The sequence below is a fragment of the Thalassotalea psychrophila genome, assembly GCF_031583595.1.
Classification (GTDB): domain Bacteria; phylum Pseudomonadota; class Gammaproteobacteria; order Enterobacterales; family Alteromonadaceae; genus Thalassotalea_A; species Thalassotalea_A psychrophila.
The window spans coordinates 2,909,990-2,927,201 of the sequence record NZ_CP134145.1 but is presented as its reverse complement, the minus strand read 5'-3'; the positions used below and the strand labels follow the sequence as shown (position 1 = coordinate 2,927,201).

At 38.4% G+C, this 17,212-nt stretch carries 13 protein-coding genes; all 13 read left to right on the top strand.

The genetic code is table 11. The annotated features are described in order from the left end of the window. Positions 1–94: 94 nt before the first annotated feature. The 13 genes from RGQ13_RS11910 to pepN all read left to right on the top strand — a co-directional run bounded on the left by RGQ13_RS11910 (position 95) and on the right by pepN (position 16,936). Entirely contained in the window at positions 95–778 is a 684-nt protein-coding gene (locus RGQ13_RS11910) for a GntR family transcriptional regulator (protein ID WP_348389972.1), read from the top strand. Between the two features lies 1 nt (position 779). Beyond that, positions 780–1,670, top strand: coding sequence for a methylisocitrate lyase (gene prpB, locus RGQ13_RS11905; RefSeq protein WP_348389971.1), 891 nt, complete (start codon positions 780–782; stop codon positions 1,668–1,670). Between the two features lie 60 nt (positions 1,671–1,730). Then, positions 1,731–2,855, top strand: coding sequence for a bifunctional 2-methylcitrate synthase/citrate synthase (gene prpC / locus RGQ13_RS11900; RefSeq protein ID WP_348389970.1), 1,125 nt, complete (start codon positions 1,731–1,733; stop codon positions 2,853–2,855). A gap of 281 nt (positions 2,856–3,136) precedes the next feature. Continuing rightward, the gene (gene acnD / locus RGQ13_RS11895) at positions 3,137–5,740 is read left to right on the top strand and encodes a Fe/S-dependent 2-methylisocitrate dehydratase AcnD (RefSeq protein WP_348389969.1); all 2,604 of its coding nucleotides are present in this window, start codon (positions 3,137–3,139) and stop codon (positions 5,738–5,740) included. A 180-nt stretch (positions 5,741–5,920) separates the two neighbouring features. Continuing rightward, complete coding sequence (gene prpF / locus RGQ13_RS11890; RefSeq protein ID WP_348389968.1) at positions 5,921–7,099, top strand: 2-methylaconitate cis-trans isomerase PrpF; 1,179 nt, start codon at positions 5,921–5,923, stop codon at positions 7,097–7,099. A 387-nt stretch (positions 7,100–7,486) separates the two neighbouring features. Then, the gene (locus RGQ13_RS11885) at positions 7,487–8,098 is read left to right on the top strand and encodes a YccT family protein (protein WP_348389967.1); all 612 of its coding nucleotides are present in this window, start codon (positions 7,487–7,489) and stop codon (positions 8,096–8,098) included. After that, the gene (locus tag RGQ13_RS11880; RefSeq protein ID WP_348389966.1) at positions 8,095–8,805 is read left to right on the top strand and encodes an SIMPL domain-containing protein; all 711 of its coding nucleotides are present in this window, start codon (positions 8,095–8,097) and stop codon (positions 8,803–8,805) included. The genes RGQ13_RS11885 and RGQ13_RS11880 overlap by 4 nt, the downstream gene beginning before the upstream one ends. Before the next feature lie 105 nt (positions 8,806–8,910). Then, entirely contained in the window at positions 8,911–9,372 is a 462-nt protein-coding gene (locus tag RGQ13_RS11875; protein WP_348393403.1) for a GAF domain-containing protein, read from the top strand. A 28-nt stretch (positions 9,373–9,400) separates the two neighbouring features. After that, on the top strand, positions 9,401–9,691 hold the full coding sequence (locus RGQ13_RS11870) for a hypothetical protein (RefSeq protein WP_348389965.1): 291 nt from the start codon (positions 9,401–9,403) through the stop codon (positions 9,689–9,691). 73 nt (positions 9,692–9,764) lie between these two features. Then, positions 9,765–10,415, top strand: a complete 651-nt coding sequence (gene proQ / locus RGQ13_RS11865) for an RNA chaperone ProQ (protein ID WP_348389964.1) — start codon at positions 9,765–9,767, stop codon at positions 10,413–10,415. Positions 10,416–10,431: 16 nt separating this feature from the next. Continuing rightward, positions 10,432–12,507, top strand: a complete 2,076-nt coding sequence (gene prc, locus RGQ13_RS11860; protein ID WP_348389963.1) for a carboxy terminal-processing peptidase — start codon at positions 10,432–10,434, stop codon at positions 12,505–12,507. Between the two features lie 296 nt (positions 12,508–12,803). Then, positions 12,804–14,261, top strand: coding sequence for a Na+/H+ antiporter NhaC (nhaC, locus tag RGQ13_RS11855; RefSeq protein ID WP_348389962.1), 1,458 nt, complete (start codon positions 12,804–12,806; stop codon positions 14,259–14,261). A 104-nt stretch (positions 14,262–14,365) separates the two neighbouring features. Next, positions 14,366–16,936: an aminopeptidase N gene (gene pepN / locus RGQ13_RS11850; RefSeq protein WP_348389961.1), complete on the top strand. Its 2,571-nt coding sequence runs from the start codon at positions 14,366–14,368 to the stop codon at positions 16,934–16,936. Positions 16,937–17,212 lie beyond the last annotated feature (276 nt).

Genomic DNA, 17,212 nt, shown 5'->3' with positions numbered 1-17,212 from the left:
TCGGCGTATTATCTTGGTGTAAATCAAAAGTGTCGACAATTTGTTTATGACAAATCGATGACAAAATCGCTCAATAAGAACTAAATAGAGTCCGATGAACTTTAATAATCCAGCAAGACAAGCACCGGTAACTACTGCCGATAAAATATTTGAAACCATGCAGCATGAAATTGTTGAAGGGGAGATATTAGCGGGCAGTAAAATTAGTGAGCCCGAACTTGCTAAAAAGTATCAGGTAAGTCGTTCAACCCTTCGTGAAGCGCTAAACCGTTTAGAAAAATGCCACTTAATAGAACGTAAAGCTAATGTTGGCTCTCGTGTTGTTGAGTGTACAACTAAGGGCTTACTAGAAATATATATTGTTCGTGAAGCTCTTGAAGGCATGGCATGTCGTTTGGCTGCAAGCCAGATGGAAGATGCTGAAATTAAAGAGTTGCAAACCATTCTTGCCGCTCATGGCCAAGAAAAACAACTACAAGATGGCATCGCTTATTACCAAGAAGAAGGTGATTTAGATTTTCATTATCGAGTGATCCAAGGCAGTAACAATCAACAATTAATCAATATTCTTTGTGGTGAACTATATCACCTTGTGCGTATGTATCGTTGCCAATTTGGCATGAACAGTCCACGTGCAAGTCGTGCATATGGTGAACACAAAGCAATTTTACATGCGATAGCTGACAGAGATGGTGAATTAGCAGAAATGCTAATGCGTCGCCACATTGCTGCATCGCGCAAAAATATCGAAAGAAAACTAGAACAGGAAACTGAATAATATGACAACTCAACTATCTCCAGGTGCAAAATTTCGTTTAGCACTACAAAACAACAAACCACTACAAGTTGTAGGTACTATTAATGCGTATTGCGCAATGATGGCTGAACAACTTGGACATCAAGCTATTTACTTGTCAGGTGGTGGTGTAGCCAATGCATCTTACGGTTTACCTGATCTAGGCATGACATCTTTAAACGATGTTGTTGCTGACGTTCAACGTATAACTGGTGCATCGAGCTTACCGTTATTAGTAGATATCGATACAGGTTGGGGCGGAGCATTCAATATCGCCAAAACTATTCGTGATATGGAAAAAGCAGGCGCGGCAGCAGTTCACATTGAAGACCAAGTTGCACAAAAGCGTTGTGGCCACCGTCCAAACAAAGAAATCGTATCTACTGAAGAAATGGCTGATCGTATTCGCGCAGCTGTTGATGCTCGTACAGATGCCGACTTCTTCATCATGGCTCGTACTGATGCTTTCGCTCAAGAAGGTTTAGAAGCAGCACTTGAACGCGCTAAAGCATACGTTGCTGCTGGCGCTGACGGTATCTTTGCCGAAGCAGTTAAAACTGAAGAGCACTACCGTGCATTCACTGAAGCTCTAGATGTACCTGTATTAGCGAACATCACAGAGTTTGGTCAAACAGAACTTTGGAACAAAGAGCAATTGGGCGAGTGGGGCTGTGCAATGGTGCTTTACCCGTTATCAGCATTCCGTGCAATGAACAAAGCCGCTGAACTTGTTTACAAAACATTATTAGCCGATGGCGACCAAAAAGCAGTAATTGATAACATGCAAACTCGCATGGATTTATATGATTACCTTGGTTACCACGATTACGAGCAAAAGCTAGATGCGCTTTTCTCGGAAGGTAAAAATAAATAATAAAACGTTAATTGAATAATTAAATTAAATACAAATTGCAGAAATTATTAGGAAGAAATTATGTCTGAGAAGAAAATTGGTGGTGCAGGTCTACGTGGTCAAAGCGCCGGTGAAACAAAATTATGTACAGTGGGTCAATCTGGTTCAGGTTTAACCTATTGTGGTTACGACGTTGCTGATTTGGCTGAAAACTCTACATTTGAAGAAGTAGCTTACCTTTTATTCAATGGTGATTTACCAAACCAAGCAGAGCTTGATGCATACAAAACAGAAATTAAAGCGATGCGTGACTTACCACAAGCGCTTAAAGAAGTACTAGAGCGTATTCCTGCTGATGCTCATCCTATGGATGTTATGCGCACAGGTGCATCTTTCTTAGGTAACTTAGAGCCAGAAAATGATTTTTCAGAAGAGCGTGTTGCTGCTAACCGTTTACTTGCAGCATTCCCTGCAATTATGACTTACTGGTACCGTTACAGCCATGAAGGCGTAAAAATTGACTGTATGACTGATGAAGATTCATTAGGTGGTCACTTCTTACGTTTATTAACGGGTAAAGAAGCTTCAGAGCAACACAAACGTGTTATGGATGTATCTCTTATTCTTTATGCTGAGCATGAATTTAATGCCTCTACATTTACTGCTCGTGTATGTGCATCTACACTTTCTGACATGTACTCATGTATTACAGGTGCTATCGGTACATTACGTGGTCCATTACATGGTGGTGCAAACGAAGCTGCGATGGATATGATCCAAAAATTCACATCACCAGCTGATGCGAAAGAGCAAATGGCTGGCATGCTAGCTCGTAAAGAAAAAATTATGGGCTTTGGCCATGCGGTTTACCGTACTTCTGATCCACGTAACGTAGTAATTAAAGCTTGGTCTGAAAAACTAGCTCAAGAAAATGGTGACACATCACTTTACGATATCTCTGTAGCATGTGAAGAATTCATGTGGGATACCAAAAAATTATTCTGTAATGCTGATTTCTTCCATGCATCGACTTATAACTACATGGGTATTCCAACTAAACTGTTTACACCAATTTTTGTGTGTTCACGTTTAACTGGTTGGGCAGCTCACGTTATGGAACAACGTACAAATAACCGTATTATTCGTCCAAGTGCAGATTACACTGGCGTTGAACCTCGTACTGTTGGTCCTATAGCAGAAAGATAAGTAATACCAGTTCGCGTAATGATGTGAACAATTGAGAATGATATAAAAAGCTTTAGAGTAACTGAAATTTTGAATAGATAGTTATTCATATCTTTTTGAAATTTTTGGAAATTATCAAGGTTTTTATGCATTCCCGAAGGGTAACTCATATGTTGTATATATGAGTTACTCAATGAACAGATCATTATACGGATTGGTATAAAGATACTTATAAACAATTAAAAATTGAATTGGCCATTTATTTGGCCAATCCTTTTAAACATTATTCTTTGGATAACGTTATGAACTATGAATACCGCAAGCCCCTACCTGGTGCCAATATAGATTTCTTCGATACGCGTGCAGCGGTTGAAGCAATCACTCCGGGTAGCTATGCAAAATTACCTTACACGTCACGTGTTTTAGCTGAGCAACTTGTTCGTCGCTGTGCTCCTGCTGATTTAACTGATTCATTAAAACAAATCATTGAAGGCAAGCAAGACCTCGATTTCCCTTGGTATCCTGCTCGTGTTGTTTGTCATGATATTCTTGGCCAAACAGCCTTAGTTGATTTAGCCGGTCTTCGTGACGCTATCGCTGATCAAGGTGGAGACCCTGCAAAGGTTAACCCTGTTGTGCCAACACAACTTATTGTTGATCATTCTCTTGCAGTAGAAGCTCCGGGTTTTGACCCTGAAGCGTTTGATAAAAACCGCTCAATTGAAGATCGTCGTAATGAACAGCGCTTTCACTTCATTGAATGGACTAAAACAGCATTTAAAAACGTTGATGTTATCCCAGCCGGTAACGGTATTATGCATCAAATTAACTTAGAGAAAATGTCGCCAGTTATTCAAGCTCGTGATGGTGTAGCTTTCCCTGACACTTGTGTTGGTACCGACAGCCATACTCCGCATATTGATGCTCTTGGTGTTATTGCTATTGGTGTTGGTGGTTTAGAAGCTGAAACTGTAATGCTTGGTCGTCCATCTATGATGCGTCTACCAGATATTATTGGTGTTAAGTTAACCGGTAAACGCCAACCAGGTATTACTGCTACCGATATGGTATTAGCTATTACTGAGTTTTTACGCGCCGAGAAAGTAGTATCTAGCTACTTAGAGTTCTTCGGTGAAGGTACTAAAGGTTTAACCATTGGTGACAGAGCAACTATCTCAAATATGACACCTGAGTATGGTGCATCTGCAGGTATGTTCTACATTGATGAACAAACCATTGATTACTTGAAGATCACTGGTCGTGAACCAGAACAAGTTAAATTAGTTGAGACTTACGCGAAACACACAGGTTTATGGGCTGATGATTTAGTTGAAGCGCAGTACCCTCGTGTTATCGAATTTGATTTATCAACAGTTTGTCGTAACTTAGCAGGTCCTTCTAATCCACATCGTCGTTTAGCAACAGCTGATTTGGCCTCGAAAGACATTGCTAAAGATTTAGATGCTTGTAAATCACAAGAAGCTGCTGGTGAAATGCCAGATGGCGCGGTAATTATTGCTGCGATTACTTCATGTACTAACACTTCTAACCCACGTAACGTTGTTGCTGCCGGTCTTGTTGCTAAACGCGCTAACGAATTAGGTTTAGTTCGTAAACCTTGGGTTAAGTCTTCATTCGCCCCAGGTTCAAAAGTTGCAAAACTTTACCTAGAAGAAGCCGGTTTATTGCCTGAAATGGAAAAGCTTGGTTTTGGTATTGTTGGTTACGCATGTACTACTTGTAATGGTATGAGTGGTGCGTTAGATCCTAAAATCCAACAAGAAATAATCGACCGCGATTTATACTCAACAGCAGTATTATCTGGTAACCGTAATTTTGATGGTCGTATTCATCCTCACGCAAAACAAGCATTCTTAGCGTCACCGCCATTAGTTGTAGCTTATGCAATTGCTGGTACTATGCGTTTTGATATTGAAAAGGACGTACTGGGACAAGATCAAAACGGTAACGACATTACTTTGAAAGATATTTGGCCAAGTGATGAAGAAATCGATGCAATTGTAGCGTCAAGTGTTAAGCCTGAGCAATTCAAGAAAGTTTACACGCCAATGTTCGATTTAGGTGCGTTTGAACCAGCTGAAAGTCCGTTATATGACTGGGATCCTGCCAGTACTTATATTCGCCGACCGCCTTATTGGGAAGGTGCCTTAGCGGGTAAACGTACCATGAAAGGCATGCGTCCATTAGCGGTTCTTGGTGACAACATCACAACTGATCACTTATCACCGTCAAACGCTATTCAACTTAATAGTGCTTCTGGTGCTTACCTTCATAAAATGGGTTTACCAGTAGAAGACTTTAACTCTTACGCAACTCACCGTGGCGATCATGAAACTACGCAACGAGCAACATTTGCTAACCCGAAATTGTTCAATGAAATGTGTCGTGACGAAAATGGCGAAGTTAAGCAGGGTTCATTAGCACGTATAGAGCCTGAAGGTACTGAGTCTCGCATGTGGGAAGCTATCGAAACCTACATGCAGCGCAAACAGCCATTAATCATTATTGCTGGTGCTGATTACGGTCAAGGTTCATCACGTGACTGGGCAGCAAAAGGTGTTCGTTTAGCGGGTGTTGAAGTGATTGTTTCACAAGGTTTTGAACGTATTCATCGTACTAATTTAGTTGGTATGGGCGTATTGCCATTAGAGTTTGTTAATGGTGAAACACGTCATACTTATAACATTGACGGTAGTGAAACTTATGACGTAGTGGGTACTACATCACCGGGTGCTGCTATGACAGTTGTTATGACGCGTGCTAACGGTGACGTAATTGAAATTCCAGTGAAGTGTCGTTTAGATACAGCTGAAGAAGTTTCAGTTTACGATGGCGGTGGAGTCCTTCAGAAATTCGCCACCGATTTCCTTAAATCTAATGCTTAAATGGTCTTTTAGCTCGACTTCTGCGTTGGTAGTGCTCACCTATGTACACTAGGCTCCGCGCTACCGCCTTGAATTAGAGCTAAAATCCAGCTTAAAGCAAATAGATTTAGTTTTGATAATTTGATTAAAAAGCAGCACTTTAATGCTGCTTTTTTGTATAAAAGAAAAAAGGAGAGAGTGATGTCTCACGTTCCTCAAGTAAAGATCCCAGCTACGTATATTCGTGGTGGTACATCAAAAGGTGTATTTTTTAATTTAACCGATTTACCTGAACGCTGTCAGGTTCCTGGTGAGCCGCGTGATAACATGCTGCTACGTGTTATTGGTTCACCTGATCCATACGGTAAACAAACTGACGGTATGGGTGGAGCAACTTCATCTACATCTAAAACCGTAATTTTAGCGAAAAGTGCAGTTGCAGATCATGATGTTGATTACTTGTTTGGTCAAGTAGCTATCGATAAAGCATTTGTTGATTGGTCAGGTAACTGTGGTAATTTGACCGCAGCAGTGGGGTCGTTTGCCATTATGTCTGGCTTAGTTGATGCCTCACGAATTCCTGAAAACGGTGTTTGTACGGTTCGCATTTGGCAGAAAAATATTTCTAAAACAATTGTTGCACAAGTGCCAATCACTAACGGTGAAGTACAAGAAACAGGTAGCTTTGAACTAGACGGTGTAACTTTCCCTGCAGCAGAAGTGCCGGTAGAATTTATCGCACCAGTTGACCCTTCTGAAGCTATGTTCCCTACAGGTAACATAGTTGACGATTTAGAAGTTCCAGGCATTGGTACCTTTAAAGCAACAATGATCACTGCTGGCATTCCAACAATCTTCTTAAATGCAGATGAAATTGGTTACAGCGGTACTGAATTACAAGAAGCAATCAATGGTGATGATGCTGCTTTAACTCGTTTTGAAACTATTCGAGCTCATGGCGCTATAAAAATGGGATTAATTACTGACGTTAGTGAAGCTGTAGCACGTCAACATACGCCAAAGGTTGCATTTGTATCAAATGCTCAAGATTATATTACTTCTAGTGGTAAAGACGTTGTTGCCGGTGAAATTGATTTACATGTTCGTGCATTGTCTATGGGGAAATTACACCATGCAATGATGGGGACCGCTGCAGTTGCTATTGGTACTGCTGCTGCCATTCCTGGAACACTTGTTAACCTTGCTGCTGGTGGCGGAGAACGTAACGCAGTTACTTTTGGTCATCCATCTGGAACATTAAAAGTGGGCGCAGAGGCCGCTTGTATTGACGGAAACTGGACGGTTAATAAAGCAATAATGAGCCGCAGCGCACGCGTACTTATGGAAGGTTTTGTTCGTATTCCAGGTGATTGTTTTTAAATAAAACTTTAGCTTAGAGCAACTTGAAGTTGTAACTAAATTATCAATATTTCACCGTCATCCCGGAAGACGACTGCAGGGACGCAGGAGATAGAGCAACGCAGGAGCAGTTGCCGAGCAGCGATATCCGGGATCTCCTTCAGTATACAGTGGCTTTAAAAACATAAATGTTCGAAGCACGATACGCGACAGGAGGTCCCAAATCTCGCTAATGCTCGTTTGGGATGACGTCATACTTTTTCTGATTAAATATTTGACCGTGCTATTTTTCAGGTTTGGCGGGGATATTTTTCTAACTTATTATAATCAACAATATTTTTCATAAAAATTTCATATAAATAACTTATACTCAAATTAACAGACTCATTTATATAAATTAATATTACTATGAAATTTTTGTTTTTACCTTTGTGTTTTTTAATTACTTCGTTCTCGGCATTGGCGGCAAAGCTTGTCGTGCCAGAAGAGTTTATTGTAGTAAGGCTTAATGGTGAACAGTATTCCACTTCATTTTTTAGCTCAACTACCGAGTTATTTCTTGGCACAGGACAAAATGTTCTAGTTCTAAAGTATTCTGAGTTATTTGATGATGATACTGAAGATCATCATATAACGGTGAAGTCTAAACCCTTCATCTTATTATTTTCGGTAGGGAAGGAAGATAAGCTTAAATTTAGTTTTCCCAAACAAAACGATGTTGAGAGTGCCAAAAATTATGCTAAATCGCCAATAGTAAGTTTAATAAAACCTAATGGTAGTGCCGTACCTATCATTGCTCAGTCCCTAACAACTTACAATGATACGGTTATGAAAGAAACGTTGAGTCGCCGTCAAGAAATTGTTAAGAGAAGTTTAAATGAGAATGATAAAGGCCAATTTACTCAAACAGGGCCACAAAATTTGCTCATGCTCAAATATTGGTGGCAACAAGCTAGCGAACAAGAACGAAAAGAGTTTTTGTCTTTTATAAAAGACAACCAAGAGGTATTTAAAAAGTGATCAAAAACAAATTTATCGCATTCACAGTTTTACTACTCTCAATTGCTGGTCAGGCTGTTAATGCAGAAGACATAAACCCTCCTGGTGTTGAAGTAACGGGTAAAGGCGCGGTATTGATTGACCCTGATATTTTTACTTTCTCCATCACTTTAGCCGATAGAGCAATGACAGCAGAGCAGGCGAAACAAGTAGTTGATGAGAAAACCAATGAGTTATTGGCGCTGGCCAAAAAAATTGGCGTTGATCAGAACTCAATTGAAACTACCCAAATGAGTATTCGACCTATTTTTGACAACAAATCTAAAAGTGCTCAAGACTTATATCAACCATCTCTTATCGATGTATCAAGAGAACTTACCTTTATTTTAACTAATTTTGAGCATTACGACCCGATCTTAGACCAAGCAATACGTTTAGGGGTTAAACATATCTCTAAATTACAATATGAAACCAGTAAAGCTGATGAATATTATCGACAGGCTCTGAATGTGGCAATTAAAGACGCAGAAGAAAAAGCAAAACAGATTGCCAGCAGACTTAACTTTAAACTTGGTGCTGTTACTCATATGAGTGAATTTCCACATGGTGCACCGCGTGTATTAATGACTGATTATAGTGAAGGTGCAAAATCTATTTCCTTCAGATCTAACCCCGGGAAAAGAGAAATAAGCGCACAAATCACGCTAATTTATTCAATAAATCATTAATAGTAAATTTAATCTGCATTTATTTCTAAAAAACAACGAGTAAAGCTTTAATTTAAACAGCTGACAAGGTATGTTAGGCGCTTTTGTAAAATGGTTTATGCAAACGTGGATAAAACTGATTTTTATCAAAGCATGCTTGGGCAAGTAGAAGCGATAATTAGCGACGAAAATGATATGATTGCCAACATGGCGAATATCAGTGCCATACTGTTTAATGCTTTTGATGATGTTAACTGGGCTGGTTTTTATCGAATGGTTGATAATGAGTTGGTTTTAGGGCCTTTTCAAGGTCAAGTTGCTTGTATTAGAATCCCCGTTGGTCGCGGTGTTTGTGGCTCGGCCGTGAGCGAAAAACGTATTCAGTTAGTTGCAGATGTGCACCAATTTGCAGGACATATCGCTTGTGATGCAGCGAGTAACTCAGAAGTGGTTATTCCGGTATTTCATCAAGGTGAAGTCATCGCGGTGTTAGATATAGACAGTGTGTCGATTGGTTATTTTGAACAACAAGATGCCAATGGTTTGCAAGCTATAGTACATGCATTTGAAAAGCAATTAGCTTTATAGCCTTGTTATGAAAAGTGAATTAAACTGAATGAAAGAATTTGTCGTAATACATGATTTTTTAGTGTCAGACGCTGTAGTAGGTGACTGGGATGGAGAAGAAGAATGTGTTGCAGAAAAAGTAAATGAATTTTATCACACCATTTATCAAATGGCTGAAGATGACATCGACCCAGAAGAATTAACTAATTTGCTTAATTTAGTCTGGGATGCTTGGATAGGCGAAGAAAGCTTACCTGAATTAGAATATGACGATATTTATGATTGGTGCAGGCATTTGCTTGAAAACCGTGAACAGTATTTAGAACAAAACAACCTCTAATTCCAGCTAAACCCTCCATATAGAGGTAGCTAGGATCTAGAACAACAAAATTAATTAATTGAAGTAAAATATTATGGAAACAAAACGTATTACCAGTAAAGAAATTATTAGCCATTTAGTGGAAAAATTCCCGGCATGTTTCTCTATCGAAGGCAAAGTAAAGCCATTAAAAGTTGGTATTTTTCAAGAGCTAGCTACTGAACTTGAAGGCGACGAAAAAGTAAGTAAAACCCAATTACGTCAAGCACTTCGTCACTATACATCAAGCTGGCGTTACCTTAAGTCAATCAAAGTTGGTAATCACCGTGTAAACCTTGCTGGTGAAGATGCCGAGCTTATCGATCAAGACCAAGCTGACTTTGCAGCTAAAACACTAAAAGAAAGCCAAGACAAATTTGCTAACAAAAAAACACAAGACAAAAAAGAAAATACGTCTTATAAAGGAACTAAAGCAGGTGATAAAGGCTCTACAGTAGCAAGTAAAGCCGCTAAAGTTGGTAAAGCAGCTAAAGTTGGTAAAGCTAAAAAGATGCCCGCTAAACCAAAAGTTAAATTAACTCAAGCTGAAGCAAATTCATTAACCGCAGGTATGAATGTAATGGTTCAGGTTGGGAATTCACCATTAGATGCTACTATTACAGAAGTAGCCGGTAAAGATGTAAGTGTACAGTTAACCTCTGGAATGGTGGTTAAAACAAAAGCTGATAAAATCTTTACTAAATAAACACCGGAGTTGTTATATGCAGAATATTTGTCGATTAGCCCTTGCCGTTTCTCTATCTTTTTCATCGTTGTCGGTAATTGCTGAACAAGCGAAAGTTGTTGAACAAACGAAAGTTGTAGAAAAAGTTAAAATAGCAGAACAAGACCTGCCGCAGTTAATGCAGGAAATGCAACACAAAAAAGCTAGTCAGCGAATATCTGCCACCTTCTCGAGGCAACACTACAAAAAATTTATGATGGATGATGAACTATCATCATTAATTTATGACTTTTTTTTGAAACAACTTGATTATTCTCGTCAGGTTTTTCTAGAATCTGATATTGCCAGCTTTGAAAAATACCGTAATAGCTTTGACGATATGGTAGCCAGTGGCAAACTTGCTCCTGCATACGATATATATAACTTAAACGTTAAACGTCGATTTCAACGCTACCAATATGCATTAAGTTTATTGGAAACAGAGTTCGATTTTACTAAAAAAGAGCAGTATGTTTTCGACCGCGAAGATGCTCCATATGCAACAAGCGAAGCTGAACTTGATGAATTATGGCGTCAACGTGTTAAATCTGATGCGTTAAATTTAAAATTAGCCGGTAAAGACTGGGCTGAAATTAAAAAAGTACTAACTAAGCGTTATAACTACGCGTTAAAACGCCTTAGCCAAGGTGAAAGTGAAGACGTTTTCCAAATTGTGATGAATGCTTTCTCTCGCACTGTTGAGCCACATACTTCTTACTTATCTCCTCGTAACGCCGAACGTTTCCAAATGGAAATGAACCTTTCTCTTGAAGGTATTGGTGCAGTCCTTCGTGCTGAAGATGACTTCACTGTCATTCAAAGCGTTGTTACTGGTGGGCCGGCAGATAAATCTAAAAAAATTAAGCCTAAAGATAAAATTATTGGTGTTGCTCAAGGCGATAAAGAATTTGTTGATGTAGTAGGCTGGCGTTTAGATGACGTAGTTGACTTAATTAAGGGGCCAAAAGGCACAACTGTACGTTTACAGGTTGAAAAAGGCGAAGATGATCCAACAATAGAAGTGATTTCTATTGTTCGTGACACGATTAAATTAGAAGACAGAGCCGCTAAGTCTGAAGTGTATAGTGAAAAACAAGCTGAAGGCGAAGATGTAGCAAATGCGAAAAAGTTAGGTGTGATCACCATTCCTAGTTTTTACAACAAACTATCTCGCGATGTTGCTAAAGAAATTGCCAAGTTAAAAGAAGATAATGTACAAGGTATTATTGTAGATTTACGTGGTAATGGTGGTGGTTCATTAGTAGAAGCAACGTTATTAACCGGTTTATTTATTGATAAAGGTCCGGTCGTACAAGTTAGAGATGGCGCTAACCGAGTTGAAATTAATAAAGATACTGATGGTTTAAGCTATTACGATGGTCCATTAACAGTAATGGTAGACAGATACAGTGCATCAGCATCAGAAATATTTGCTGCCGCATTACAAGATTATGGCCGTGCAATTATCATTGGTGAAAACACGTTTGGTAAAGGAACTGTACAGCAACACCGTGGCTTAGGCCGAGTGTATGACTTATATGAAAACCCATTAGGCAGTATTCAATTTACCATTGCTAAGTTTTACCGTATTAATGGTGGCAGTACTCAACATAAAGGCGTAACACCTGATATTTTATATCCTTCGGCAATTGAGCCAGGTGAGTGGGGCGAAAGCCGCGAAGAGCGTGCCTTAGAGTGGGATAAAATTAATAAAGCTTCTTACCGCACTATTAATGACTTTAGCCAAGATATTGCTTATTTAGATTCTTTGCATAAAGAACGTATAAAAACTAATGATGAGTTTAAATATTTAAATGAAGATATTAGTTATTATCGTGCCAACAAAGATAAGAAATCTGCATCATTAAACTTTGATGAACGTAAAGCTGAAAGAGAAGATAATAAACTTAAACGTTTAAATCGAGCTAATATGCGTCTTAAAGCAATGGCAAAAGAGCCGGTTGAGTCAGTTGATGATATTCCTGAAGAACTAGCCGACTTAGACCCATTTTTAGATGAAACAGCATACATCACATTCGACCTAGTTGAAGTAGGAAAAATTGCTAAAAAGTAGTTTTTAAACTAAAAGAACTCAAAAAACCGGGGTCAGAGTCAAGTTATTGCAAAATAACCTGACTCTGACCCCGTTTTTTTTGTCATTATTATACTGCATGATTATTGATCTAATTTGTAACGTTTGCGCATATCTATTCGTAATTACTGCATGAAGTCATTTATACTCTTGGCCAGATTATATCTGCTAGTGGCATTCTTAAAAGTAATTGCATACATTTGAGAAAAACCATAATAAGATTATTAACAAACTATAAACAATTTATACTAAAACGTTGAAGTAGGTTTACCGAAAATATGTCAAATAAAGAAACAATGAGATCCCCCAGCCTAATGGATGCATTATTGCCATTAGTAATGATGATAATAATGCTTACCGCAGCGGTGATGTATTTTGCTGATAATTCCTCTTATGGTCCAAACCAAATCGCACTACTACTTGCAACCGGCGTAGCTATTATTATCGGCTTTAAAAACGGTCACAATTGGGTAAGTATGGAAAAAGCTATTATTAATGGCATTTCTATCTCATTAGGCGCAGTACTTATTTTGTTAGCTGTAGGCTCATTAATTGGTACATGGTTATTATCTGGTACAGTGCCAACGCTTATTTATTACGGCTTAAACATATTAAACCCACAATGGTTTTACGTAGCGGCATGTTTAATATGTGGCTTGGTTTCAATGTCTATTGGTAGCTCATGGACCACTGCAGCGACCATAGGTGTGGCGTTACTTGCTGTTGCTAATGGCCTAGGATTAGATCCAGCAATTACCGCAGGTGCAATTATTTCTGGCGCTTATTTTGGCGATAAAATTTCTCCACTATCAGAAACCACCAACTTAGCCCCTGCGGTTGTTGGTACTGAACTGTTTAAGCATATTCGCTATATGCTGTGGACCACATTACCTTCAATTGCCACCGCGTTAGTTTTATTTTTGATTTTAGGCTTTAATGAAGATGTAAAAGATTCTAGTGAAAGTGCATTAATGCTTAATGAATTAATGGACAAGCATTTTAATATCAATGTATTTAACCTTATCCCATTAGTGGTATTACTTGTATTGGCGATAAAGAAAGTACCTGCATTTTTAGCGGTATCAATTGGCGCGATAACGGGGGCTGTATGGGCGATGTTATTCCAACAAGATTTTATTATGAGTTTAGCAGGAGAAGGTGTTGATGCTGTTACTGCAAACATTAAAGTGGTGTGGACAGCATTCTTTGATGGCGTATCAGTAAATACCGGTAATGAAAACTTAGACAGTTTATTAAGCCGTGGTGGTATGTCTGGTATGTTAAACACCGTGTGGCTGATCATTTGTGCATTAACGTTTGGTGCCGTTTTAGAGCATTTAGGTATGTTGCGTAAGTTAATGGATGCTATTTTAAATGGTGTACATACAACCGGTGGTTTAATTGCAAGTACCGTTTCAACTTGTATTGGTACTAACCTGGTAACTGCTGATCAATACATGGCGATTGTGATGCCTGGTCGTATGTATAAAGAAGAATATGAGCGCAGAGGCTTAGATCCTGTTGTTCTAAGTCGTACTTTAGAAGACTCAGGTACATTAACCTCACCACTTATCCCATGGAACACCTGTGGTGCCTACATGTACGGTGTACTTGCAGTTAATCCACTTGATTACGTGTTCTACTGTTTCTTTAACTTAATTAACCCTGTGTTAGCTGTGGTTTACGGCTATGTAGGCTTTAAAATTAAGAGACTTGGCAACGCCGTTACAGCTTAATGAGCATAATTTAAATATTAATGGGCTTGGTTAAATGTTATTTAACCAAGCCCTTTTTTTTTGTAAACTACAATCAATAATATAAATACCCATATGAGAGTCACATGACTGAATTTTCCCCAAGATACTTAAAAGACTATCAAGTTCCAGATTATAAAATAAGCACCGTAGACTTAACTATTGAATTAGATGACAACAAGACCATTGTTACTAATGTGATGAATGTGATTAAATCAGGCGAACATCAACGCGCTCTAGTACTTGATGGCGAGCATATGCAGCTTAAGTCAGTGTTGATAAATCAGACTCAAATTGACTCTAGTCAATATCAGCTCAGTGATAGCACGTTATCTATAACCAATTTGCCTGAGCAGTTTACGTTAACGATTACCACTGAAATAAACCCTGTTGCAAATACTGCTTTAGAAGGCTTGTATAAATCTGCTGATGTATATTGTACCCAATGTGAAGCGGAAGGGTTTAGACGTATTACTTACTTTTTAGACCGACCTGATGTGATGGCTGTTTACACCACTAAAATTATTGCTGATAAAACAAGCTTTCCATTTTTATTAGCAAATGGTAATAAAGTTGAACAAGGCAATTTAGCTAACAATTTACATTACGTTACCTGGCATGACCCATTTCCAAAGCCTTGTTATTTATTTGCCTTAGTTGCCGGTAATTTTGATTTATTATCTGATACCTTTACTACGACGTCTGGAAGAGAGGTTAAGTTAGAACTGTTTGTTGATAAGGGCAACTTAAGCCGTGGCGAACATGCAATGGTCTCTCTTAAAAAATCTATGTTATGGGATGAGCAACAGTTTAACCTTGAATATGATCTAGATATCTACATGATTGTTGCGGTTGATTTCTTCAATATGGGAGCGATGGAGAACAAAGGATTAAACGTTTTTAATTCAAAGTTTGTTCTAGCAGATGATTTATCGGCAACCGATGATGATTTCTTTAATGTTGAAGCAGTAATAGCCCATGAATACTTTCATAACTGGACAGGTAATCGAGTAACGTGTCGTGATTGGTTTCAATTGAGTTTAAAAGAAGGGTTAACGGTATTTCGAGATCAACAATTTAGTGCCGATATGCACTCAAGCACCGTTACTCGCATTAAAAATGTAAAAATTGTACGAGCTCAGCAATTTGCCGAAGATGCTGGCCCTATGGCGCATCCAATACGCCCAGAGAAAGTAATGGAGATGAATAACTTCTATACCCTAACCGTATATGAGAAGGGCTCAGAGGTTATTCGTATGATGCATACCATTTTAGGGGATGATGCCTTTAAAGCTGGTATAGAATTGTATTTTGACCGTCATGATGGACAAGCGGTAACCTGCGATGATTTTGTTGCTGCGATGAGCGATGCCAGTAAGACAGATCTTAGTCAATTCAAACTATGGTATAGCCAATCAGGCACGCCAGAGTTAATTGTTAGCGATGATTATAATAGTGCCACTAATACTTATCAGTTAACGATTGAGCAAAGCTATCCACAAACTCATGATAAGCAAGAAAAGCAAAACCTGCATATACCAATAAATTTTGAATTGATCACTAATGATAATGAGCCTAATCAAGGTGGTTTGTTACATAGTAAAGAAAAAACGCAAACTTGGACATTTGACAATGTTTGTTCAAAACCTCTTCCTGCACTGCTTGGTAATTTTTCTGCACCAGTTAAATTAAACTATCACTATAACGATCAAGACTTAAATACATTAATGGTTGACGCTAGTGATGAATTTAATCGATGGGACGCAGGGCAAAAGCTGTTTGCTGGTTATATTAAACAACTGGTAAATAACCCTGAGCTGGATTTGCCCTTACAAATAGCTAGCGCATTAGAGCAAGTATTAGCATGTAATGCCGATAATGCTTTTAAAGCTGAGCAATTAATACTGCCAAGTTTTGATGAAATGGCAGCAGCTATTGTTGAAGTAAACCCGGGCTCGTTAGTTCGAGCTATTACAGTCTTAAAAGGCTTTATTGCTGAACAGTTGCAGGTACAATTTTTGCAAACGTATCAATCGTTATGCACCAGTGAGTTTGCTAAAGATGGACAAGCAATTGGTAATAGGGCACTTAAGAATGTCTGTTTAGATTATTTATCTCTACTTGATGGTGCTAATGCTCTTGTACTAAATCAGTTTACAGATGCTAATAACATGACGGACCAATTAGCGGCGATAAAAGTTGCGGCATTAAACGATTTAGCTTGTTTTGAAGATGTAATGACAGAATTTGCGACACAATGGCAGGGCAATACCTTGGTAATGGATAAGTGGTTTACCATTAATGCACTGCATAATAATGAAAATGTTGTTCAGCGTATTACTGGTTTATTAGAACATCCTGAATTTAGTATCGATAATCCAAATAGAGCAAGAGCACTTATTGGCGCATTTGCTTTTTACAATAGTGAATACTTTCATAATAAAGATGCTAGCGGCTATGAATTTTTATTTGAGCAACTCGCTAAGTTAAACACAATAAACCCGCAAGTTGCTTCACGGTTAATTACGCCACTTATTCAATTTAAGTCGTTTGATAATAACCACCAACAATTGATGAAAGGGCAGTTGCAAAAGTTAACCAAACTTGAGAGTTTATCTCGAGATTTAATTGAAAAATTAGATGCTGCTTTAAAATAAATGAAAAATATTGCTTAGAGCATAAAATAATTTAAATAATTTTATGCTCTAGCTTTTGTTTTTTTTGTTTACTTCATTTCCCCCAATCAAACGTAACAGCATTGTTGAATAGTAAACCAATTCCAATAGAGTATTTGCTTTAATAACTGGTTGGACCATTGCCAGTTCTAGCCTGTAGCAAAGTTGTTTTTATCTCATCAATTAAAAGTAACTTAAGATCAGAGTTCCGTTTCAAACAGTCGTTTAAATTGATTAAGCGTAAAAATGTTGAAAATC

Bases quoted from the DNA above. Each gene is read 5' to 3' on its own strand.
- RGQ13_RS11910 (WP_348389972.1), top strand. From the start codon at position 95: ATGAACTTTAATAATCCAGCAAGACAAGCACCGGTAACTACTGCCGAT.
- prpB (WP_348389971.1), top strand. From the start codon at position 780: ATGACAACTCAACTATCTCCAGGTGCAAAATTTCGTTTAGCACTACAA.
- prpC (WP_348389970.1), top strand. From the start codon at position 1,731: ATGTCTGAGAAGAAAATTGGTGGTGCAGGTCTACGTGGTCAAAGCGCC.
- acnD (WP_348389969.1), top strand. From the start codon at position 3,137: ATGAACTATGAATACCGCAAGCCCCTACCTGGTGCCAATATAGATTTC.
- prpF (WP_348389968.1), top strand. From the start codon at position 5,921: ATGTCTCACGTTCCTCAAGTAAAGATCCCAGCTACGTATATTCGTGGT.
- RGQ13_RS11885 (WP_348389967.1), top strand. From the start codon at position 7,487: ATGAAATTTTTGTTTTTACCTTTGTGTTTTTTAATTACTTCGTTCTCG.
- RGQ13_RS11870 (WP_348389965.1), top strand. From the start codon at position 9,401: ATGAAAGAATTTGTCGTAATACATGATTTTTTAGTGTCAGACGCTGTA.
- proQ (WP_348389964.1), top strand. From the start codon at position 9,765: ATGGAAACAAAACGTATTACCAGTAAAGAAATTATTAGCCATTTAGTG.
- prc (WP_348389963.1), top strand. From the start codon at position 10,432: ATGCAGAATATTTGTCGATTAGCCCTTGCCGTTTCTCTATCTTTTTCA.
- nhaC (WP_348389962.1), top strand. From the start codon at position 12,804: ATGTCAAATAAAGAAACAATGAGATCCCCCAGCCTAATGGATGCATTA.
- pepN (WP_348389961.1), top strand. From the start codon at position 14,366: ATGACTGAATTTTCCCCAAGATACTTAAAAGACTATCAAGTTCCAGAT.